This is a genomic window from Streptomyces sp. NPDC050315 (genome assembly GCF_040655775.1).
Classification (GTDB): domain Bacteria; phylum Actinomycetota; class Actinomycetes; order Streptomycetales; family Streptomycetaceae; genus Streptomyces.
On the sequence record NZ_JBFAKN010000005.1, the window covers coordinates 317,218 to 338,042 of the forward strand.

General features: G+C 72.0%; 18 protein-coding genes and 1 pseudogene. 16 read left to right on the forward strand and 3 right to left on the reverse strand.

What is annotated here, in order from left to right:
- The first annotated feature begins 122 nt into the window (after nt 1-122).
- The 6 genes from AB0I82_RS20295 to AB0I82_RS20320 all read left to right on the forward strand — a co-directional run bounded on the left by AB0I82_RS20295 (nt 123) and on the right by AB0I82_RS20320 (nt 6,079).
- A complete protein-coding gene (locus tag AB0I82_RS20295; protein ID WP_363258696.1) occupies nt 123-491 on the forward strand; it encodes a DUF488 family protein in 369 nt (122 codons plus the stop codon).
- Nucleotides 492-597: 106 nt separating this feature from the next.
- A complete protein-coding gene (locus AB0I82_RS20300; protein WP_363258697.1) occupies nt 598-1,791 on the forward strand; it encodes an argininosuccinate synthase in 1,194 nt (397 codons plus the stop codon).
- Nucleotides 1,792-1,879: 88 nt separating this feature from the next.
- On the forward strand, nt 1,880-3,313 hold the full coding sequence (argH, locus tag AB0I82_RS20305; protein WP_363258698.1) for an argininosuccinate lyase: 1,434 nt from the start codon (nt 1,880-1,882) through the stop codon (nt 3,311-3,313).
- A gap of 139 nt (nt 3,314-3,452) precedes the next feature.
- The gene (locus tag AB0I82_RS20310) at nt 3,453-4,004 is read left to right on the forward strand and encodes a helix-turn-helix domain-containing protein (protein ID WP_363258699.1); all 552 of its coding nucleotides are present in this window, start codon (nt 3,453-3,455) and stop codon (nt 4,002-4,004) included.
- Entirely contained in the window at nt 4,001-5,548 is a 1,548-nt protein-coding gene (locus AB0I82_RS20315; protein WP_363258700.1) for an MFS transporter, read from the forward strand. Before AB0I82_RS20310 ends, AB0I82_RS20315 begins: the two co-directional genes overlap by 4 nt.
- 123 nt (nt 5,549-5,671) lie before the next feature.
- Nucleotides 5,672-6,079, forward strand: coding sequence for a nuclear transport factor 2 family protein (locus tag AB0I82_RS20320; RefSeq protein ID WP_363258701.1), 408 nt, complete (start codon nt 5,672-5,674; stop codon nt 6,077-6,079).
- Between the two features lie 96 nt (nt 6,080-6,175).
- Here the strand turns inward: AB0I82_RS20320 and AB0I82_RS20325 are convergent, their stop codons facing one another.
- A complete protein-coding gene (locus tag AB0I82_RS20325; protein ID WP_363258702.1) occupies nt 6,176-6,856 on the reverse strand; it encodes a lysophospholipid acyltransferase family protein in 681 nt (226 codons plus the stop codon).
- A 361-nt stretch (nt 6,857-7,217) separates the two neighbouring features.
- Here AB0I82_RS20325 and AB0I82_RS20330 point away from each other — a divergent pair, with 361 nt between their 5' ends.
- From AB0I82_RS20330 to AB0I82_RS20340, 3 genes and pseudogenes are all read left to right on the forward strand, one after another.
- Complete coding sequence (locus AB0I82_RS20330; protein ID WP_363258703.1) at nt 7,218-8,363, forward strand: glycerophosphodiester phosphodiesterase; 1,146 nt, start codon at nt 7,218-7,220, stop codon at nt 8,361-8,363.
- A 159-nt stretch (nt 8,364-8,522) separates the two neighbouring features.
- Nucleotides 8,523-8,663 (forward strand): annotated as a pseudogene (locus AB0I82_RS20335) (sigma-70 family RNA polymerase sigma factor); the annotation flags it as partial.
- Nucleotides 8,664-8,785: 122 nt separating this feature from the next.
- Complete coding sequence (locus AB0I82_RS20340) at nt 8,786-9,289, forward strand: GNAT family N-acetyltransferase (protein ID WP_363258704.1); 504 nt, start codon at nt 8,786-8,788, stop codon at nt 9,287-9,289.
- A 74-nt stretch (nt 9,290-9,363) separates the two neighbouring features.
- Here AB0I82_RS20340 and AB0I82_RS20345 read toward each other — a convergent pair whose 3' ends face one another.
- Nucleotides 9,364-9,804, reverse strand: coding sequence for a hypothetical protein (locus AB0I82_RS20345; protein WP_363258705.1), 441 nt, complete (start codon nt 9,802-9,804; stop codon nt 9,364-9,366).
- On the reverse strand, nt 9,797-10,165 hold the full coding sequence (locus AB0I82_RS20350) for a hypothetical protein (RefSeq protein WP_363258706.1): 369 nt from the start codon (nt 10,163-10,165) through the stop codon (nt 9,797-9,799). Before AB0I82_RS20350 ends, AB0I82_RS20345 begins: the two co-directional genes overlap by 8 nt.
- 138 nt (nt 10,166-10,303) lie before the next feature.
- Between AB0I82_RS20350 and AB0I82_RS20355 the strand changes: the two genes are divergently transcribed.
- The 7 genes from AB0I82_RS20355 (at nt 10,304) to cobT (ending at nt 20,616) form a co-directional block, all read left to right on the forward strand.
- Complete coding sequence (locus tag AB0I82_RS20355; RefSeq protein ID WP_363258707.1) at nt 10,304-10,945, forward strand: HAD-IA family hydrolase; 642 nt, start codon at nt 10,304-10,306, stop codon at nt 10,943-10,945.
- A gap of 416 nt (nt 10,946-11,361) precedes the next feature.
- Nucleotides 11,362-12,417, forward strand: coding sequence for an ATP-binding cassette domain-containing protein (locus AB0I82_RS20360; RefSeq protein WP_363259073.1), 1,056 nt, complete (start codon nt 11,362-11,364; stop codon nt 12,415-12,417).
- Nucleotides 12,414-13,142, forward strand: a complete 729-nt coding sequence (locus tag AB0I82_RS20365) for a methionine ABC transporter permease (RefSeq protein ID WP_363258708.1) — start codon at nt 12,414-12,416, stop codon at nt 13,140-13,142. Before AB0I82_RS20360 ends, AB0I82_RS20365 begins: the two co-directional genes overlap by 4 nt.
- Before the next feature lie 75 nt (nt 13,143-13,217).
- Entirely contained in the window at nt 13,218-14,069 is an 852-nt protein-coding gene (locus AB0I82_RS20370) for a MetQ/NlpA family ABC transporter substrate-binding protein (protein ID WP_363258709.1), read from the forward strand.
- Between the two features lie 181 nt (nt 14,070-14,250).
- On the forward strand, nt 14,251-14,886 hold the full coding sequence (locus AB0I82_RS20375; RefSeq protein WP_363258710.1) for a GNAT family N-acetyltransferase: 636 nt from the start codon (nt 14,251-14,253) through the stop codon (nt 14,884-14,886).
- 139 nt (nt 14,887-15,025) lie between these two features.
- On the forward strand, nt 15,026-16,246 hold the full coding sequence (cbiE, locus tag AB0I82_RS20380) for a precorrin-6y C5,15-methyltransferase (decarboxylating) subunit CbiE (protein WP_363258711.1): 1,221 nt from the start codon (nt 15,026-15,028) through the stop codon (nt 16,244-16,246).
- Between the two features lie 239 nt (nt 16,247-16,485).
- The gene (gene cobT, locus AB0I82_RS20385) at nt 16,486-20,616 is read left to right on the forward strand and encodes a nicotinate-nucleotide--dimethylbenzimidazole phosphoribosyltransferase (RefSeq protein ID WP_363258712.1); all 4,131 of its coding nucleotides are present in this window, start codon (nt 16,486-16,488) and stop codon (nt 20,614-20,616) included.
- Nucleotides 20,617-20,825 lie beyond the last annotated feature (209 nt).

Genomic DNA, 20,825 nt, shown 5'->3' on the forward strand with positions numbered 1-20,825 from the left:
CGGGCCCGGTCGGTGCGTGCAGAAGAAAAATACCTGTCCGCGGCCCGGAATCCAAAACGGGGTCCTGTGGAGGTCCGTCCAGGGTCCGGGCGCGGCGCCGCGCGCGGTGTTTCAATGCCGCCATGGGCAAGGACGTAACGGTACGAATGCGGCGCGTGTACGACGCCGTGGACCCCGATGACGGGGTGCGGGTGCTCGTCGACCGGCTCTGGCCGCGCGGGCTCGCGAAGGACGCGGCGCGGCTGGACGAGTGGCTGAAGGACGTGTCGCCGTCCAATGAGCTGCGCAAGTGGTACGGGCACCGGGCGGAGGCGTACGAGGAGTTCGCCGAGCGGTACCGCGCGGAGCTGGCCGGGGAGCCGGGGTGCGGCGCGCTGGAGCGGCTGCGGGGGCTGGCGGCGGACGGGCCGCTGACCCTGCTGACGGCGACCAAGGAGCTGGAGCTCAGCCATGCGGCGGTACTGCTGAATCTGCTCCGAGAGGACGCCTGAGGCGCCTGAGGCGTCTTGCGCGCCACCTCTGACCAGCACGGTTGACGAAACATACGGAGGACTGCATAGTTATACCCATCAGCGTATGCACCGTAAGGAGAAACCCGTGACCGAGCGCGTCGTACTCGCCTATTCAGGCGGTCTTGACACCTCCGTCTGCATCGGCTGGATCGCCGAGGAGACGGGCGCCGAGGTCATCGCCGTCGCGGTGGACGTCGGCCAGGGCGGCGAGGACCTGGACGTCATCCGCAAGCGCGCGCTCGCCTGCGGTGCGGTCGAGGCCGAGGTCGCGGACGCCAAGGACGAGTTCGCCGACGAGTACTGCCTCCCGGCGATCAAGGCCAATGCGCTGTACATGGACAAGTACCCGCTGGTCTCCGCGCTCTCCCGGCCGACCATCGTCAAGCACCTGGTGGCCGCCGCGAAGAAGCACGGCGCGACGACCGTTGCGCACGGCTGCACCGGCAAGGGCAACGACCAGGTCCGCTTCGAGGCCGGGATCTCCTCCCTCGCGCCCGACCTGAAGTGCATCGCCCCCGTCCGCGACTACGCGATGACCCGGGACAAGGCGATCGCCTTCTGCGAGGAGAAAAACCTCCCGATCGCGACCACCAAGAAGTCGCCGTACTCGATCGACCAGAACGTCTTCGGGCGGGCCGTGGAGACCGGCTTCCTGGAGGACATCTGGAACGCGCCGATCGAGGACGTGTACGAGTACACCGCCAACCCGGCCACGCCGCGCGAGGCCGACGAGGTCGTCATCACCTTCAAGGAGGGCGTGCCGGTCGCGATCGACGGCAAGCCCGTCACCGTCCTCCAGGCGATCCAGCAGCTCAACGAGCGGGCCGGCGCGCAGGGCATCGGCCGGATCGACATGGTCGAGGACCGGCTGGTCGGCATCAAGAGCCGTGAGGTCTACGAGGCGCCGGGTGCGATCGCGCTGATCACCGCGCACCAGGAGCTGGAGGCCGTCACCGTCGAGCGCGAGCTGGCCCGCTACAAGCGGCAGGTCGAGCAGCGCTGGGGCGAGCTGGTCTACGACGGCCTGTGGTTCTCGCCGCTCAAGCGCGCACTGGACGGCTTCATCGCCGAGGCGAACCAGGCCGTCTCCGGCGACATCCGGATGACCCTGCACGGCGGCCGCGCCGTCGTGACCGGCCGGAAGTCCGACCAGTCGCTGTACGACTTCAATCTGGCGACGTACGACACGGGCGACACGTTCGACCAGTCGCTGTCGAAGGGGTTCATCGAGCTCTTCGGCATGTCGTCGAAGATTGCCGCCAAGCGCGACCTCGCCTGACGAGTAACGTCCGGTACCACGCAGCCGCCTCCTCGCCGACCGGCGAGGGGGCGGCCGTACAAGACATCAGCTTTGAGGAGCAGACCAAGTGAGCAACGGCAACAGCGGTGACGTCCGGCTGTGGGGCGGCCGTTTCGCCGACGGACCGGCGGAGGCCCTCGCCAAACTGTCGGCGTCGGTGCACTTCGACTGGCGGCTGGCCCCTTACGACATCGCCGGGTCCCGTGCGCACGCCCGCGTGCTCCACAAGGCGGGCCTGCTGACCGCCGACGAGCTGGAGCGGATGATCGCGGGGCTGGACCGGCTGGAGGCCGACGTCGCCGACGGCTCCTTCACCGGCACCATCGCCGACGAGGACGTGCACACCGCGCTGGAGCGCGGCCTGCTGGAGCGGCTCGGCCCGGACCTCGGCGGCAAGCTGCGGGCCGGCCGGTCCCGGAACGACCAGGTCGCGACGCTCTTCCGGATGTACCTGCGGGACCACGCGCGGATCATCGGCGGCCTGCTCGGCGAGCTCCAGGAGGCGCTGATCGGGCTGGCCGAGGCGCACCCGGACGTCGCGATGCCCGGCCGCACCCACCTCCAGCACGCCCAGCCCGTCCTCTTCGCGCACCACGTCCTCGCGCACGTCCAGGCGCTGTCCCGGAACGCCGAGCGGCTGCGCCAGTGGGACGACCGTACGGCCGTCTCGCCGTACGGCTCGGGCGCGCTGGCCGGTTCGTCGCTGGGCCTGGACCCGGAGGCCGTGGCCAAGGACCTCGGGTTCGAGCACGGCTCCGCCGGTAACTCCATCGACGGCACGGCGTCCCGCGACTTCGTCGCCGAGTTCGCCTTCATCACGGCCATGATCGGCGTCGACCTCTCCCGGATCGCCGAGGAGGTCATCATCTGGAACACGAAGGAGTTCTCCTTCGTGACCCTGCACGACGCCTTCTCGACCGGCTCCTCGATCATGCCGCAGAAGAAGAACCCGGACATCGCCGAGCTGGCGCGCGGCAAGTCCGGCCGCCTCATCGGCAACCTGACGGGCCTCATGGCCACCCTCAAGGCCCTCCCGCTCGCGTACAACCGCGACCTCCAGGAGGACAAGGAGCCGGTCTTCGACTCCTGCGACCAGCTGGAGACCCTGCTCCCGGCCTTCACCGGCATGATGGCCACCCTGACCGTCAACCGCGAGCGCATGGAAGAGCTGGCCCCGGCAGGCTTCTCGCTCGCCACCGACATCGCGGAGTGGCTGGTCAAGCAGGGCGTGCCGTTCCGCGTCGCGCACGAGGTCGCGGGCGAGTGCGTGAAGGAGTGCGAGGCGCACGGCATCGAGCTGGACCAGCTCACGGACGAGCAGTTCGCCAAGATCTCCGAGCATCTGACCCCTGAGGTGCGCACCGTGCTCAACGTGCCCGGCGCGCTCGCCTCGCGGAGCGGCCGCGGCGGCACGGCGCCCTCGGCGGTCGCCGTCCAGCTCGCCGAGGTCAAGGCGGACCTGGCCACGCAGCAGGCTTGGGCCACGGCCAAGCAGAAGTAGTACGCGATACGCGGCAGCGGCCGCCGTCCGGTCTTCCCGACCGGGCGGCGGCCGTTTTTGTGTGCTTATGGTGGGCCGGCGGTGAGACGGGGGCGAAGTTGATGAGACATTGACGTCTCATTCGCGTACGATCTGTCTCATGGCCGTGGACAGAGAACGCGTACTGAAGGACGCCGCAGCGCTGCTCACACGGCGGAGCACCGCCTCGATGGACGACATCGCGCGGGCCGCCGGGATCAGCCGGGCGACGCTGCACCGGCACTTCGCGGGGCGGGACGCGCTCATCCGGGCGCTGGAGGAGCTGGGCATCAAGGACACCGCGCGGGCGCTGGACGCCGCCCGGCTGGAGGAGGGCGGCGCGGATGCCGCGCTGCGCCGGCTGATCGGCGAGCTCGAATCGGTCGCCGGGGTGCTGGCCTTCCTCTACACCGAGAACCAGCTCTTCGAGGGCGAGGCGATCAACGAAGGCTGGCTGGCGCTCGACGCCCGGATACACGCGCTCTTCCGGCGGGGGCAGGAAGAGGGGACCTTCCGTATCGATCTGACCCCGGCCTGGCTGACCGAGGCGCTGTACGGGCTGATCTGTGCGGGCGCCTGGTCGGTGCACGAGGGCCGGCTGGCCCGCGCCGACCGCAACCACTCCATCGCCGAACTGCTGCTCGGCGGCGTACGAAGGGAAAGCACACGATGACCGGGGCCGTGGCTGCGGGGACAGCCGGGAAGGCAACAGTGGAACAGCCGCGTCCGGGGCGCTGGCTCGCGCTCGCCGTGCTGGTCCTCGCGGTGCTGCTGGTCGGCGTGGACGCCACGGTGCTGGGTCTGGCCGCGCCGTATCTCAGCGAGGATCTGCGCCCCTCGGGCACCCAGCTGCTGTGGATCGGCGATGTGTACTCCTTCGTGATCGCCGGTCTGCTGGTCTCGATGGGCAGTCTGGGCGACCGGATCGGGCGCAAGAAGCTGCTGCTGACCGGCTCGGTGGCGTTCGGCGCGATGTCGGCGCTCGCGGCGTACGCGACGACGCCGGAGATGATGATCGCGGCGCGGGCGCTGCAGGGCGTGGCCGGTGCGACGCTGATGCCGTCCACCCTCGCGCTGATCCGCAACCTCTTCCACGACCCCCGCGAGCGCAGCCTCGCGGTGGGCATCTGGGGCGCGGCGGCCTCCGCGGGCACGGCCGTCGGCCCGGTGCTCGGCGGCTTCCTGCTCGGTCACTTCTGGTGGGGCTCGGTCTTCCTGATCAACCTGCCGGTGATGGTGGTACTGGTCGCCGTCGGCATCAAGGTGCTGCCGGAGTCCCGCAATCCGGAGCCGGGGCCGTGGGACCTGGTCAGTGTGGGGCTGTCGCTGGTCGGCATGATCGGCGTGGTGTACGCCGTCAAGGAGGCGGCGGCGCACGGCATCGGGATCGGGGTCGCCCTCGCGGCCGTCATCGGTGTGGCCGCGCTCGTCGGCTTCGTACGCCGCCAACTGCGGCTGCCCACGCCGCTGCTGGACATGAAGCTCTTCAGCAACCGGGGCTTCTCCGGCGCCGTGCTCGCCGACCTGCTGACCATCCTGGGCCTGGCCGGGCTGCTCTTCTTCCTGTCCCAGTTCCTGCAGATGGTGCAGGGGCGCTCGCCGCTCAACGCGGGACTGGTCGAACTGCCCGCCGCCGTCGGCGCGATGGGCGCGGGGCTGGCCGCCGGGCCCGTCGCGCGCCGGCTGTCGGTACGGATGGTGGTGTCCGGCGGGCTGGTACTGGTGGGGCTCGGGCTCGGGGCGTGCGCCTGGGTGAGCGCCGACACCGCGACGCCGGTGCTGGGCGCGATCCTCTTCGTGGTCGGTGTCGGCGCGGGCTTCTCCTTCACCGTCACCGCCGACGTGATCCTCTCCAGCGTGCCCAAGGAGCAGGCGGGCGCCGCCTCGGCGGTCTCCGAGACGGCGTACGAACTGGGCTCCGCGCTCGGTATCGCGCTGCTCGGCTCGATCGTCACCGGCGTGTACCGGGACTTCACGGCGCCCGAAGGGGTGCCGGGAGACGCGGTGGGCGCGGCGCGCGAGTCGCTGGGCGGCGCGGTCGAGACGGCGGGCGACCTGCCGCACCGTACGGGCGAGGCACTGCTGTACGCCGCGCAGCGGGCGTTCACCGACGGCATGGAGGCCGCCGCGGTGGCGGGCGGCGTCATCTCACTGGGCGCCGCGGTCGCCGCGTGGATACTGCTGCGCGGCCACCGGCTGGAGGGCGGCGAGGACTGACGCCGACGTGGCGCGCCGCGTACGGAGACCGGCGGCGCGGCGCGCGCCCCACGGCCGGGTGCGGGTCCGCGCCGGTAGCCTGCGCCGTGCCAGGACTTCGAGCGCTTCCGGAGGAGGACCGTCATGGCACTGGCCGCCGAGGACCGCACCGCCATCGCCGAGCTGCTCGCGCTGCACGGGCACCTGTTCGACGAGGGTGAGCTGCACCGGCTGGACGAGCTGTTCACCGCCGATGTCGTCTACGACGTCAGCGATTTCGGGCAGCCGCCGTTGAAGGGCGTGCGGGCCATCAGCGAGGCGGCGTTCGCGCTGGGCGAGGCCATCCCGGTGGGCCACCACGTCACGAACATCGTCCTCACCGAGCTGCCCGACGGCGGCGGGGTGCACGCCCGCTCCAAGGGCATCGGCGTCAACGCGGACGGCACCTGCGGGACGGTCACGTACGAGGACACCGTCGTACGGGCCGCCGACGGCTGGCGCATCAGCCACCGCAGGGTCCTCGCACGCCGCGCCCCGCTGGGCGGCCGCTGACGCCGCAACACACTGACACGAAAACAACGGGCCCCCTGTCGCCGACAGCGACAGGGGGCCCGGGGGCGTTGGCTGACAGTGCGTCAGGCCGGTGCGTCAGGCCGCCTTGGCCTTGGTGGCGTACACGTCGACGTACTCCTGGCCGGACAGCCGCATGACGTCGCTCATGACCTCGTCGGTGACCGCGCGCAGGACGTAGCGGTCCCGGTCCATGCCGTCGTACCGGCTGAAGTCCAGCGGCTCACCGAAGCGGCAGGTCACCGGCGCGACGCGGGGCATGCCCTTGCCGCCGGGCTGCACCTTGTCGGTGCCGATCAGCGCGAAGGGGACGACCGGCGCGCCGGTCATCAGCGTCAGCCGGGCGATGCCGGTACGGCCCCGGTACAGCCGGCCGTCGGGGGAGCGGGTGCCCTCCGGGTAGATGCCGAAGACCTTGCCCTGCTCCAGGACGCGGCGGCCGGTCATCAGCGCGGCGACGCCGCCGTGCCCGCCGTCCCGGTCGACCGGGATCATGCCGGCGGTGGTGAAGAACCAGGCCATCAGGCGGCCCTTGATGCCCTTGCCCTTGACGTACTCGTCCTTGGCGATGAAGTACACCTGGCGCTTGGTGCGCTGCTCCACGATCAGCGACAGGAACAGCGAGTCGATGAACGTCACGTGGTTGCCGGCCAGGATCACCGGCCCGCTTCCTGGGATGCCCTCCACGCCCTCGACCTTCGGGCGGAACAGGACACGCATGACGAATCCGAGAGTCGCCTTCAGCAGAATGCGGGACAACGGGCCCTCCGGTTTGACTGGTCAGTGCAGGAGTCTGCAGGTGGGGACGATACTCGCGGCTCAACCTCGATCGCACATCGGGTTCATGGGACCGATACGCAGAGTTGACACGCCCTTCCGCTGCGTCACGGGTGGTTAACCGGGCCGTCATGCGAAGAACGCAGGGGCCGTGTCTACACCGCTTGCGGGACAGATGATGCGTACGGATGTTCGCAGGTGGCCGGAAGGGATCACCCATACGTCACGCACGTTCACCCGCGTGTTCGGTCGGATGTCTCCCGTCGGAAAGGTGTACGGGCCTACGATCGGCCCCGCACCGGCAGGTGCGGCACCTCACAGAGCCACAAGGAGTCGGGGACATATGGACAAGGCGCAGCGACCCGGGCGGCGGACCGTACTGAGCGTTGCGGCGCTCGGCGCCGGAGCGGCGGTGCTGGGCGGGACCGGTACGGCCGTCGCGGCCGGCCGCGAGCACGGCGGTCACGGCGGTGATGAGCTGCCCGTCCCGCTGGTCGTCGGCCACCGCGGCGCGAGCGGCTACCGCCCCGAGCACACCTTCGGCTCCTACCAGCTCGCCCTGGACATGGGCGCCGACGTCATCGAGCAGGACCTCGTCCCCACCAAGGACGGCCACCTGGTCTGCCGGCACGAGAACGACATCACCGCCACCACCGACGTCGCCGACCACCCGGAGTTCGCGGGCCGCAAGACGACGAAGACGGTGGACGGGGTAAAGATCACCGGCTGGTTCACCGAGGACTTCACGCTCGCCGAGCTGAAGACCCTGCGCGCCAAGGAGCGCATCCCGCAGACCCGCCAGCACAACACCCTCTACGACGGCCGCTGGGACGTCCCCACCCTCGAAGAGGTCTTCCAGTGGGCCGAGCGCGAGGGCAAGAAGCGCGGCCGCCGCATCTGGCTGCACATCGAGACCAAGCACCCCAGCTACTTCCGCAAGCTGGGCCTCGGCCTGGAGGAGCCGCTCGCCAAGCTGCTGCGTCAGTACGGCCGGCACAAGAAGGGCGCCCCGAACTTCCTGCAGTCCTTCGAGCCCAGCAGCATCCAGCGGCTGGACAAGCTGGTCGACTGCCCCAAGGTCGTGCTGCTCAGCACGCTCAAGAGCCAGCCGTGGGACTTCAAGGAGGCCGGTGACCCGCGCACCGTCGCCGACCTGGTCAAGCCCGAGGGGCTGCGCTGGATCGCCTCCTTCGCGCAGGGCATCGGCCCGGACCTCAGCGTGATCATCCCGCGTACCGCCGACGGCAAGCTCGGCACGCCCTCCTCGGTGGTCAAGGACGCGCACGACGCGGGCCTGGTCCTGCACCCGTACACGGTCCGCAACGAGAACACCTTCCTGCCGGTGGATCTGCGCAAGGGCAGCGACCCGGCCGCGTACGGCGACTCCCTGGCCTACTTCAAGGCGCTCTACGCGACCGGCATCGACGGGCTGTTCTCCGACAACCCGGACACGGCGCTGCTGGCGGCCGCGGAGTTCCGCAAGCGCTGACGGGCGGGTCGACGGCGGGCAGGGCCCCGGCCCGCCGTGCACCCGAATGGCCGAGCCTCGGCCCTCGATGCCCAGCAGCATCGAGGGCCGCTCGCTGTTTCGGTACAACTGCCCACCCGTTGGCCCGAGTTGGGGCGCGCCCTGTCGGTGGGCGGCGTTCCGGCCTACCGTGAGTTCTCATCTGAGTTGGGAATGTCACAGGAGAGCATGGGGCCGCTGCGTTCCCGTTGTCCGGCATGTCTGCGCAGAATGCTGACGGCGGAGGTTGGGCTTCCTGAACTCCGGGGAAAGGAGCGTTGACCCCGCCATGGCGGCGCCGCGCATCCCGTGGTGCCATCAAGTCAGGGCAGATCCGTCCGGGCGCCGCACCACACCCTCATGGCACCCGGGCTCACCGAACCGAAAAGGGGAGGCCAGCACGCATGGGCATGAGCGTGACCATCTCTGCGGCGACCGACAGCGACGCCGAGCAGATCCTCAAGCTGCAGTACCTGTGCTACCAGTCCGAGGCCGCGCTGTACGACGACTACTCGATCGAGCCGCTCACGCAGACGTTCGATGAGCTGCGCGCCGAGATGCGCGACGGATGCGTGGTGGTCGCCCGCCTCGGCGACGAGGTCGTCGGTTCCGTGCGCGGTGCGGTCGACGCCGACGGCGTGGGCAGCATCGACAAGCTGATCGTGCATCCTCGGATGCAGCGGCACGGTCTCGGCAGCCGGCTGCTGGCCGCCGTCGAGGAGCGGCTGACCGCCGAGCACGCGGTCACCCGCTTCCGGCTGCTGACCGGCCATCGCAGCGAGGGCAACCTCCGGCTGTACCGCAGCCGCGGCTACGCCCAGGTCGGCACCGAAGAGGTCAGCCGCCGGCTCAGCCTGATCACGCTGGAGAAGGACGCGACGGCGCAGGCTTACGTGGCGAGCGCCTGAGTCTCCCCATATGTATGCCGCGGGCCCCGTATGTGCAGCTGCACGTACGGGGCCCGCGGCCGTGAGCGAGGCGGTCAGTCCGCGCGGCGGCCGCGCCGCAGCCAGAGCAGCCCGGTGACCGGCAGGAAGATCGGGATGAAGAGGTAGCCGTAGCCGTATCCCGACCAGACCGTGGAGTCGGGGAAGGCGGCCGGCTCCAGCAGCGTCCACGTGCCGACGCCGAGCACACCCAGCAGCTCCAGGCAGCAGCAGACCAGCCCCACCCTGCGCGCCTTCTCCCCGCCGCGCACCAGCGAGAACAGGATGACGGCGTACACCACGGCGGAGACCGCGGACAGGATGTAGGACAGCGGCGCCCGGTCGTACTGGGCGATCAGCTGGTACACGGCGCGCGACCCGGCGCCGACGGTGAAGACGCCGTACAGCCACACCAGCAGCCGGCCGGGGCCCGTGCCCAGCGAGAGCCGGCCCCCGGCGGAGGCGTTCTTCGTGGTGCTCGCCGCGGGCTCAGCCATGGCCGCCTCCCCAGATGTCGTACAGCCGTACCTCCAGCACGGCCAGCACCACGGCGCCCGCGGCGACGGTCACCGAACCCCAGCGGGTCCGCTCCGACAGCGACAGGAACCCGGCGGCGGGCACGCACGCGGCGGCACCGATCAGATACGCCAGGAAGATCGCCGTACCGTCGTCCGGCTTCTCCCCGCCCGCCAGCTTCACGATGCCGATCACCAGCTGCACGAGCGCGAGCAGCGAGACGACGGCCATCCCGATGAAGTGCCAGTCCTTGGTCGGTTCGTCGCGGTACGCGGCAAAGCCGCACCAGGCGGCCAGTACGAGGGCGGTCACGCCGACCGCGACCGTCAGCGCGTCGATCACCGGGACCTCCGCGCGGCGGCGCGGCTGCGCGCAGTGGGGCTGTGGGGCATGTCCCCGACTTTAATCGGCGCCCGCCGCCCGCCCGCGCGCGGCCCCGGCCCGGTGGGCAGCGCCGCGCACCCCGTACGCTCGGCGACCATGAAGCTCTCGGTTGACGCCCTCCTGTTCGACAACGACGGCACGCTCGTCTCCTCCATGGACTCGGTGCAGCGCTGCTGGGCGCGGTGGGCCGAGGAGTACGGCGTCACCGAGGAATTCGCCCGCGTCGAGCTGCACGGCCGGCCCGCCGCCGACATCGTCGCCGACCTGCTGCCCGCCGGCCGCGTGCCCGAGGCGCTGGCCCGCATCGAGGAGCTGGAGACCGGGGACGTGGACGGCGTGGTGCTGCTGCCCGGCACCCGAGAGCTGCTGGACTCCCTCCCGGCCGACCGCTGGGCCGTGGTCACCTCCGCCACCCGCAAGCTCGCCGAGGCCCGGCTCGCCGCCGTCGGCATCCAAGCCAAGCACCTGATCACCGCGGACGACATCACCCGTGGCAAGCCCGACCCCGAGCCGTTCCTGCTCGCCGCCCGGCACCTGGGCGTCGACCCGGCCCGCTGCGCCGTCTTCGAGGACGCGCCGGCCGGGCTCGCGGCGGGCCGCGCGGCCGGCGCGACGACCGTGGCGTTGACCACAACGACCGGACCGGAGGAGCTGGTGGCCGATGTGGTCGTACCGGACCTGTCGGCCGTGTCCGCGCAGGCCACGGCCGACGGCGTGGAGATCACGACGGCGGACTGAGCCGGTGTCCACGGACCGGTCGGCCGAGTCCGTCATGCGGACTGGCTTGATCGGTCCGTACGCGTGTCTGGTTTACTGGCCAGCATGACCACGACGAGCTGCCGCACCCCTGCGACCGAGGCGCACCCGACGCCCGGTGCTCGTTGCCTGTGTCGAATGTGTGACCGCTGAGGGCCCCCGCCTGAGCCTCGCGCCCCGAAGCGAGACCCGTATGTGCCGGACGACCCGTACAGAAGCGCCCCGTACCTCCCGTACGCACGCGCTCCGTACGCACTCCCGGCCGCCCCGCGTCACCGGACCCCGGAGCCGGGCGCCCGCCGCCCGCGTGCCTCCGCGATCCCCATGCCGCACTCCGCAATGAATGCCCCGTGCCCGGCGGACGAGCCGCCGAGCACTCAACCGTGACGGACATCCCTGTGATCACCACTACAGGCCTCACCAAGGTCTACCGATCGGGCGACCGCGAGGTCACCGCGCTGGACGGCGTCGACCTGCACGTCCGCGAGGGCGAGGTGTACGGCGTCATCGGCCAGAGCGGCGCCGGCAAGTCGACGCTCATCCGCTGCGTGAACCTCCTGGAGCGCCCCACCTCGGGCACGGTCACCGTGGCCGGCCAGGACCTCACCGCGCTCGCCGGACGCGGCCAGCGGGCGAACCCCGCACTGCGTGCCGCGCGCAGCCACATCGGCATGGTCTTCCAGCACTTCAACCTGCTGTCCTCGCGCACCGTGCAGGACAACATCGAACTGCCGCTGGAGATCCTCAAGGTCGGCCGCCGCGACCGCGCCCGCAAGGCGCTGGAGCTGCTGGACCTGGTCGGCCTCGCCGACAAGGCCAAGGCGTACCCCGCCCAGCTCTCCGGCGGTCAGAAGCAGCGCGTCGGCATCGCCCGCGCGCTGGCCGGCGACCCCAAGGTGCTGCTCTCCGACGAGGCCACCAGCGCGCTGGACCCCGAGACCACCCGCTCCATCCTCCAGCTGCTGCGCGACCTCAACCGCCAGCTGGGCCTGACCGTCCTGCTCATCACCCACGAGATGGACGTCGTGAAGAGCATCTGCGACTCCGCCGCGCTGATGAAGGGCGGCCGGATCGTCGAGCAGGGCACCGTCTCCGAGCTGCTGGCCACGCCCGGCTCGGAGCTGGCCACGGAGCTGTTCCCGGTCACCGGCGAGGCCACCGCCGAGGACCGCACCGTCGTGGACGTCACCTTCCACGGCGAGGCCGCCACCGAGCCGGTCATCTCGACCCTCTCGCGGACCTACAACGTCGACGTGTCGATCCTCGGCGCCGCCATGGACACCGTCGGCGGCAAGCAGATCGGCCGGATGCGCATCGAGCTGCCCGGCCGCTTCGAGGACAACGTCGTACCCATCGGCTTCCTGCGCGAGCAGGGCCTCCAGGTCGACGTCGTGGGGCGCACCGCTCCGCAGACGCCGGACGCCGCCGTGCTGACCAAGGAGGTCGCCAAGTGAACTGGAACGACATGCAGCCGGTGCTGCAGGCCGGCATCCTCGACACCCTCTTCATGGTGTGGTGGTCCACCGTCTACACCGTGATCGGCGGCCTGATCCTCGGCGTCCTGCTGGTCCTCACCGACCGCGGCGGACAGCTGCAGAACACCGTGGTGAACAAGGTCGTCAGCGTCGTCGTGAACATCGGCCGGTCGCTGCCCTTCATCATCCTGATGATCGCGATCATCCCGTTCACCCGCTTCGTCGTCGGCACCTCCATCGGCCCCTCGGCCGCGGTCGTACCGCTCGCCGTCGGCGCCGTCCCCTTCTTCGCGCGCCTGGTGGAGACCTCCCTGCGCGAGGTGGACGGCGGGCTCGTCGAGGCCGCCCAGTCCATGGGCGGCGGCACCTGGACCATCGTCTTCAAGGTGCTGCTCCCGCAGGCGCTGCCCTCGCTGGTCGCCAGCCTGACCAACACCGTCATCACGATCATCAGCTACTCCGCGATGGCCGGCGCTCTCGGCGCCGGCGGCCTGGGCAGCGTGGCGATCACCTACGGCCAGCAGCGCTACGACACGCGCTTCATGCTCGTCACCGTGGTACTGATCATCCTGATCGTGACCGTCATCCAGCTCATCGGCGACCTGGTGGTCCGGCGGCTCGCCCGCCGCGGCGCCCGCGCCGCCGCCCCCGTACGCCTGCTGAAGCTGCCCAAGGCCCGCGAGACCGCGGACGAGGCGGCCTGACACAAGCGCTGAGCCACCACCCCGAGCCCGGACCCTTTGCCGGGCGGTACACCCCCTGTAAGAAAGGCACTCTTCGTGCGTAACACCGTCAAGCTCACCGGCGCCGTCGCGGCCGCCGCCGCGCTCGCCCTCGGCCTCGGCGCCTGCAGCGCTCCCTCGGACCCGGACACGGAGAAGAAGGACGACGCGAGCGCCCCGCTCGTCGTCGGCGCCACCTCCGTCCCGCACGCCGAGATCCTGGAGTACGTCAAGAAGGACCTGGCGCCCAAGGAGGGCCTCAAGATCCAGGTCAAGACCTTCGACGACTACCAGCTGATCAACCCGGCGACCAAGGACGGCAGCCTGGGCGCCAACTACTTCCAGACCGAGGAATTCCTGGACGACTGGAACAAGAAGAACGACGGGGACATCGAGCCCGTCGTCAACGTCCACGTCGAGCCGATGGGCGTCTACTCCAAGAAGTACGACGAGCTCTCCGAGCTGAAGTCCGGCGACACCGTCGGCGTGCCCAACGACGCCAGCAACGAGGCCCGCGCCCTGAAGCTGCTCGACAAGGCCGGCGCGATCGAGCTCAAGGCCGACGCCCCCGCGATCCCCGGTCTGAACGACATCGCGGACAAGAAGGGCCTGACCATCAAGGAGTCCAAGGCGGAACTCCTGGCCCCGCAGCTGAGCGACTACGACGCCGCGGTCATCAACGGCAACTACGCCATCGCCGCCAAGCTCAGCCCCAAGTCGGACTCCCTGGCCATCGAGTCGGCCAAGAACAGCCCGTACGCGAACTTCCTCGCCGTCAGCAAGAGCGAGAAGAACGACGCGCGCGTGCAGAAGCTCGCGAAGCTGCTCAACTCCGACCAGGTCAAGAAGTACATCGAGACCCACTACAAGGACGGCTCGGTGCTGCCCTCCTTCAGCAAGGCGAGCTGACCGGCACAGCTCCCTGCCCATGACGGCCCGTACCTGCCTTATCTGTGCAGCTACGGGCCGTCATACTTGGCACATTCGCAGGCAGATGCTGCATGCTTGTGCACTCAAGACGGGCCGGAGCGCCCGAACGTACTCGCGGAGCTTTACGGAGCTTTACGGTCCACGGCGTGGGAGCAGCTGCATGACATCCACCTTTCCGGACATCTCCATCAGCACGGAGCGTCTGGTACTGCGGCCCTTCGACGACACGGACATCCCCGCGCTCGGCGACATGATGAACGACGAAGCCGTCGCCGCCTGGACCGCCCACCCCTTCCCGTACACCACGGCACACGCCCGGGAATGGGTCACCAGCGGCGCCCCGGCCGTACGCACCTCCGGCCGCGGACTCGCCTTCGCCGTCACCGAATTCCTCACCCAGCGGCTGGTCGGCTCGGTCCGTATCGACCACACCGACTGGCGGATACGCGGCGCCGAGCTCTCCTGCATCACCGCCCCCTGGGCCCGCGGCGAGGGTTACGCCTGCGAATCCGCGCTCGCCGTCGCACAGTGGCTCTTCCGCGACCAGAAGTTCGAACGCCTGGAGCTGCGCACGCCCGCCGACAACTCCGCAGCCCAGCAGGTCGCCCAGAAGCTCGGCTGCATCAGCGAAGGCGTGCTCCGCAACGCCTGGATAGCCCGCTCCCGCACCGAGGACGGCGGCTGGACGGACATCCGTACCGACCTCCTCGTGTGGAGCCTGCTGCCCGAGGACTTCGACGGCCCGCCGGACCGGACGGAAGACGTGGGCGGCTTCGCGTATCCGGAGTGGCGCTGAAGAACGGTGGCGAAGGGCGTCGCGGTACGGCCGGGCGCCCGGGGTACCCTCACCTGATCCACGCCCGTACGACGGACGGCTCGCACCACGGACCGGCCGTACGGGCCGCCCGCACGACGAGACCAGGAGACCTCCGCAGATGGCCGACCGCGTCACCGTGATCGGGTGGGACGGCTCGCCTCTGACCGCCGCCGCGCGCTCCGCACTGGGCGCGGCCACCCTGGTGGCCGGCGCCGCCCACCACCTGGCACTCAAGGAAGTACCGCCCGCCGCCGAACGCATCAGGCTCGGCAGCGTCTCCCTCGCAGCCCGCCGGATCGCCCAGCACCGCGGCACCGCCGTCGTACTCGCCGACGGCGACCCCGGCTTCTTCGGCGTCGTCCGCACCCTGCGCGCACCCGAACACGGCCTCGAAGTCGAGGTCGTACCGGCCGTCTCCTCCGTCGCCGCCGCCTTCGCCCGGGCCGGTATGCCCTGGGACGACGCCCAGATCGTCGTCGCCCACAGCCGCGACCTGCGGCGCGCCGTCAACGTCTGCCGCGCCCACACCAAGGTCGCCGTCCTCACCTCACCCGGCGCCGGCCCCGCCGAACTCGCCCTCCTGCTGCGCGGCGTGCACCGCACCTTCGTCATCTGCGAGGCGCTGGGCACCACCCAGGAACAGGTGACGGTGCTCACCTCCGACAAGGCCGCCGACCACGTATGGCGCGACCCCAACGTCGTCATCGTGGTGGGCGGACCGGCCGGCAGCGCCGCCACCCAGGGCACCGGCTGGCTCGCCGGCCGCGAGATCGGCTACCCCTCCGGGCCGCGCGGCTGGGGCCTCTCCGACAGCGCCTACGGAGGCGGCCTGACGGAGGGGGAGTCCGGCCAGCTGCGCACCGCCCAGCTCGCCCGCCTCGGGCCCGCCGTCGGCGACCTGGTCTGGGACATCGGCACGGGCTCCGGCGCGGCCGCCGTGGAAGCGGCCCGCTTCGGCGCGGCCGTCATCGCCGTCGACGCCGACGAGGACGCCTGCGCCCGTACGACGGCCGTGAGCCGCCGGTACGGAGTACAGCTCCAGGTCGTGCACGGGCGCGCGCCCCAAGTACTCGAAGACCTCCCGGAGCCGGACGTCGTCCGCATCGGGGGCGGCGGCACGGCCGTCGTCACCGCGTGCGCGGCCCGCCGCCCCGAACGCATCGTCACCCACGCCTCGACCCGCGACGAAGCGGAGGCGCTCGGCCGCGCGCTGGCCGACGGGGGTTACGAAGTCGAGTGCGCGCTCCTGCAGTCGGTCGAGCTGGACACCTCCGTATGGGTGGAGCGGGAGCGGGCGGTCGTCTTCCTCGTGTGCGGTTACCGCGTGCATCACCCGTGACCGGATCAGTCACCCGCGGGAGGTAGGCTGGCGGATCGTTGCGCCGCCGTTCCGCGATCGGAGTCGTGCGTCAATATCCGGAAAAGTCCGAGGTTTTGGCCGCACAAGATGCTCTTGAGGGCGGACGTGCCGCGAGGCGCGCTCGCTCGTTCTAGCTATGGGGGCGGTCGGCGCGTGCCGCGGTCGAGCGCGTCGGACGAGCGGTTGGAAGGAGCACTACCGATGGGCGAGGGGTACGCATGACCGACACCGGCCAGGTCCCGGGCGAGGGACTGCCGGAGAACGCAGGCGGACATCCCGGAGGGCCGCTCCCGGCGGCCGCTCCCGCCCCTGCCGACGCCGGCCGGCAGCAGCCGCCGCACGACGCCTACGCGTACCTCGACGCCGCCGACCCGGCCGAGGACGACGACCTGCTGATGCCGGGCGCCCAGGGCGCCTGGGGCAGCGAGCAGCAGCCGCACGGCGAGCCGCAGGCCCCGTACGTCGACTACACCCCGGGCCGGGGTGCGGTGTACGACCCGGTGGCGGCGTACGACCCGACTCCGTACGAAACGGTGACGTACGGCGAGGAGCGGGCCGCGGGCAGCCCGGAGGCGCAGCCGCAGCCCGCAGCCCCGCAGCCGGAGGCCGCCGCGCCGCAGCCGGGCGCGACGCCGCCCGGCGCCATGCCCGGGCAGGGCGCGCTCCCGAAGCAGAGCACGCCCGCGCGTCGGCCGCTGCACATGGGACCGCCCGTCCCGGAGGCCCACACCGGCGGCGTGGTGCGCTCGCTGGCGGACCGCGGCCCGGCGGGGACGCCGCAGCCGCCGGCGCGGCAGGCGGGGCCGCCTACGGTGGGGCCGGAGTACTTGGATGTGCCTCGCGAGGATGCGCCGGGTGAGGACGTAGCGCGCGAGGATGCACCGGTGGCCGATGCGCCGGGCGAGGAGCCGGGCGCGCTGCCGGAGGCGGTGCCTGGGCCGCTGCCGGAGGAAGGCGCGCAGGCCGCAGGCCCGATGCCGGAGCCGCAGCCCGAGCAGCCCGCGCAGCCCGCGGGCGCGGCCATTCCGGCGCAGATGCCGGCGTTTGGGGCTGAGCCGGTGGGTGGTGCCCAGGCCGGTACGCCCGAGGTCGGTACGCCTGTGGTCGGTACTGAGGCCGGTGCGGCTGAGGCTGCCGGTGCGGCTGTGGCGGACGAGGTGACCGAGAGCGCCGACGTGGCCGAGGAGCCGGCCGGCGCGGAGCAGGCCCCGGCGGATGCCGAGGCGCCGGGCGAGCAGGAGCCCGTCGAGCACGGCGTCGCGGCGCCGCCCGCCGAGACGGAGGCCGCGGGGCACGACGCGCCGGAGCCGGCCGCCGAGGCCACCGCCGACGCACAGCAGAACATCACCGAGGGCGAGCAGGGCCCCGTCGAGGCCGCACCGGCCGGTGCGGAGCAGCCCGCTGCGGAGCCCGTAGCAGAGGAACTTGTGCACAACGAAGAGCAGGCCGTGACCGAGCCCCAGGCGCCCGTCGCCGAGGCACAGCCGGTCCAGGCCGCCGCGCCCGCCGAGGCGCAGGACGCCGCCGAGCTGCTGCAGCTGGGCGACGAGGGTCCGGAGGACCCGGAGAGCACCGGGGACGCGGAGAGCGCTGAGCCTGCCGAGGTGGCCGAGCCTGCCGAGGCGAAGGTGCCGCGGGCTCGGGGCTCGCGGTCGGCGGCCAAGGCGAAGGCCGCCAAGGCCGCGATCGACGCGGCCTTCGCGGAGGACACGGCCCCGCAGCCCACTCCGGAGGCCGCCGCCGAGGCCGCCCCGGAGGCAGCCGTTGTGACCGCTGAGGCCGCTGAGGCCGTACCGGAGAACGCCGCGCCTGAGGCGGAGGCCGCCCCGGAGGTTGCTCCGGAGGCCGAGGTGGCCGCGCAGCCTGAGGAGGCGCCCGTAGCGGACGAGACTCCCGTGGAGGCCGAGCCCGTGGCGGCCGAGCCCGTCGCGGACGCGGCCCCCGAGGTCGCTGAGCCGGAGCCCGAGGCCGCGCCCGAGGCGGAGACGGCGCCCGAAGCCGTCGCCGAGGAGCCCGCTCCCACGAGCGAGGCGGAAGAGGCCACGCCGGCCCCCGAGGCCCCCGAGGCCGACAGCGAGGCCCCGGCGGAGGCCGAGGCCGACACCGCGCCCGCGGAGGAGACGACCGAAGCCGCCCCGGCGGCCGAGCCCGCGCCGGTACCGACGGCCGAGTCCGCCCCGGTAACGGAGACCGAGCCCGCCCCCGAGGCTGAGGTCGAGCCCGCCCCAGCCCCCGAGGCCGAGCCCGTCGCCGAAGCCGAGCCCACCCCGGTACCGGAGGCCGCCGCTCCCGAAGCCGAGCAGGCCCCGGCTCCCGAGGTCGAAGAGCCCGTCGCCGAGGCCGTACCGGAGGACGCCGCCCCCGAGGCGCAGCCCGAAGCCCAGCCCGAGGCGGAGCCCGCTCCGGCCCTCGAAGCCGAGCCCGAGGCTGAGCCCCAGCCCGAGGCTGAGCCCCGGCCCGAGGCTGAGCCCCAGCCCGAGGCTGAAGCCCAGGCCGAAGGGGGCGCCCCAGAAGCGGCTCCGGAAGCGGACGCCGAGACCGGGACGGATGCCGCCCCGGAGGCCCAGCCCGAAGCCGCCCCCGACGCCGAAGGCGAGTCCGCCCCCCGCCCCGTAGACCCCGCCGCCGGTTACGCCGACGACGAGCGGGCCGCCGTGCACCGCGTGATGCGGGAGCGCCGCGACATCCGCAACGGCTTCCGTAACGACCCGATCCCCAACGACGTACTGCTGCGCGTCCTGGAGGCGGCGCACACCGCCCCCAGCGTCGGCCACTCCCAGCCCTGGGACTTCGTCGTCATCCGCTCCGCCGAGACCCGCGAGCGGATGCACGAGCTGGCGATGCAGCAGCGCGACGCGTACGCGGCGTCGCTGCCCAAGGCGCGCGCGAAGCAGTTCCGCGAGCTGAAGATCGAGGCGATCCGCGACACACCGGTCAACATCGTCGTCACGGCGGATCCCACCCGCGGCGGCCGCCACACGCTAGGCCGGTACACCCAGCCGCAGATGGCCCCGTACAGCTCCGCGCTCGCCGTCGAGAACCTCTGGCTCGCCGCCCGCGCCGAAGGGCTCGGCGTCGGCTGGGTCAGCTTCTTCGACGAGCGCGAGATGGTCCGCGAGCTGGGCCTGCCCGAGCACCTGGAGGTCGTCGCGTACCTCTGCGTGGGGTACGTCGACGAGTTCCCCGAGGAGCCCGAGCTGATGCAGGCCGGGTGGTCCAAGCGCCGCCCGCTGTCCTGGGTCGTGCACGAGGAGACGTACGGGCGGCGCGCGCTGCCCGGCGCCGAGCCGCACGACCTGCTCCAGGAGACGCTGCAGGGCATTCGCCCGCTGGACGCCAAGGCGCTCGGCGACGCGTGGGAGCGGCAGAAGCGGATGACCAAGCCGGCCGGCGCGCTCGGCATGCTGGAGATCATCTCGGCGCAGCTGTGCGGCCTGTCGCGGAAGTGCCCGCCGCCCGTCCCGGAGCCCGCCGCGGTGGCGATCTTCGCGGGCGACCACGGCGTACACGCCCAGGGCGTCACCCCGTGGCCCCAGGAGGTCACCGGCCAGATGGTCGCGAACTTCCTCGGCGGCGGCGCGGTCTGCAATGCCTTCGCGAACCAGGTCGGCGCCGAGGTCTGCGTCGTGGACGTCGGCGTGAAGTCCGAGCTGCCGGCCACGCCCGGCCTGCTGCCTCGCAACGTACGCCCCGGTACGGACGACATGACCGCCGGGCCCGCGATGTCCCGCGACGAGGTCCTCAAGGCCATCGAGGTCGGCATCGAGACCGCCCGCGACCTGGTGTCCGCCGGGAACAAGGCGCTGCTCACGGGCGAGATGGGGATCGCGAACACCACCGCTTCGGCGGCGCTGATCTCCGTGTACACCGGTACCGACCCCGCCGAGGTCACCGGGCGCGGCACGGGCATCAACGACGAGACGCACGCCCGCAAGGTCGACGTCGTCCGCCGGGCCCTGGAGCTGCACCAGCCGGACCCGTCCGACCCGATCGGCGTGCTGGCGGCCGTCGGCGGCCTGGAGCACGCCGCGCTGGTCGGCCTGATCCTCGGCGGTGCGTCGCTGCGTACGCCGGTGATCCTGGACGGCGTCAGCACCGGCGCCGCGGCCCTGGTGGCCCGGGCCATCGCCCCCGAGGCGCTGGCCGCCTGCATCTCGGGCCACCGCAGCGCCGAGCCCGGCCATGTCGCGGCCCTGAACAAGCTGGGCCTGCGCCCGCTGGTCGACCTCGACCTGCGCCTCGGCGAGGGCACCGGCGCGCTGCTCGCGCTGCCGATCGTGCAGAGCGCGGCGCGCGCGATGCACGAGGTTGCCACGTTCGACTCCGCCGGCGTCACCGAAAAGGGCTGACCCGGCCCCGGGCCCGGGCAGCTGTCCGGGCCCGCCCGGAGGCCCGGCCGGCAGGCCCGGTCACCCGGGTCGTACGGCCCGCCCGCGCATGACCATCGGCCCGCAGCCAAATAGGCTGTGGGCCGGGACGCGTGGCCGCCGCACCGGCCGCACCACCACCCTCACGCCGCTCCAGCGCCGAAGCGGCCCCGCATCACCCGCACAAGGAG

What these genes read in the sequence shown, in the direction of transcription:
- AB0I82_RS20295 (WP_363258696.1), top strand. Translation starts at nt 123, where the DNA reads ATGGGCAAGGACGTAACGGTACGAATGCGGCGCGTGTACGACGCCGTG.
- AB0I82_RS20310 (WP_363258699.1), top strand. Translation starts at nt 3,453, where the DNA reads ATGGCCGTGGACAGAGAACGCGTACTGAAGGACGCCGCAGCGCTGCTC.
- AB0I82_RS20315 (WP_363258700.1), top strand. Translation starts at nt 4,001, where the DNA reads ATGACCGGGGCCGTGGCTGCGGGGACAGCCGGGAAGGCAACAGTGGAA.
- AB0I82_RS20320 (WP_363258701.1), top strand. Translation starts at nt 5,672, where the DNA reads ATGGCACTGGCCGCCGAGGACCGCACCGCCATCGCCGAGCTGCTCGCG.
- AB0I82_RS20330 (WP_363258703.1), top strand. Translation starts at nt 7,218, where the DNA reads ATGGACAAGGCGCAGCGACCCGGGCGGCGGACCGTACTGAGCGTTGCG.
- AB0I82_RS20340 (WP_363258704.1), top strand. Translation starts at nt 8,786, where the DNA reads ATGGGCATGAGCGTGACCATCTCTGCGGCGACCGACAGCGACGCCGAG.
- AB0I82_RS20345 (WP_363258705.1), bottom strand. Translation starts at nt 9,804, where the DNA reads ATGGCTGAGCCCGCGGCGAGCACCACGAAGAACGCCTCCGCCGGGGGC.
- AB0I82_RS20355 (WP_363258707.1), top strand. Translation starts at nt 10,304, where the DNA reads ATGAAGCTCTCGGTTGACGCCCTCCTGTTCGACAACGACGGCACGCTC.
- AB0I82_RS20375 (WP_363258710.1), top strand. Translation starts at nt 14,251, where the DNA reads ATGACATCCACCTTTCCGGACATCTCCATCAGCACGGAGCGTCTGGTA.
- cbiE (WP_363258711.1), top strand. Translation starts at nt 15,026, where the DNA reads ATGGCCGACCGCGTCACCGTGATCGGGTGGGACGGCTCGCCTCTGACC.
- cobT (WP_363258712.1), top strand. Translation starts at nt 16,486, where the DNA reads ATGACCGACACCGGCCAGGTCCCGGGCGAGGGACTGCCGGAGAACGCA.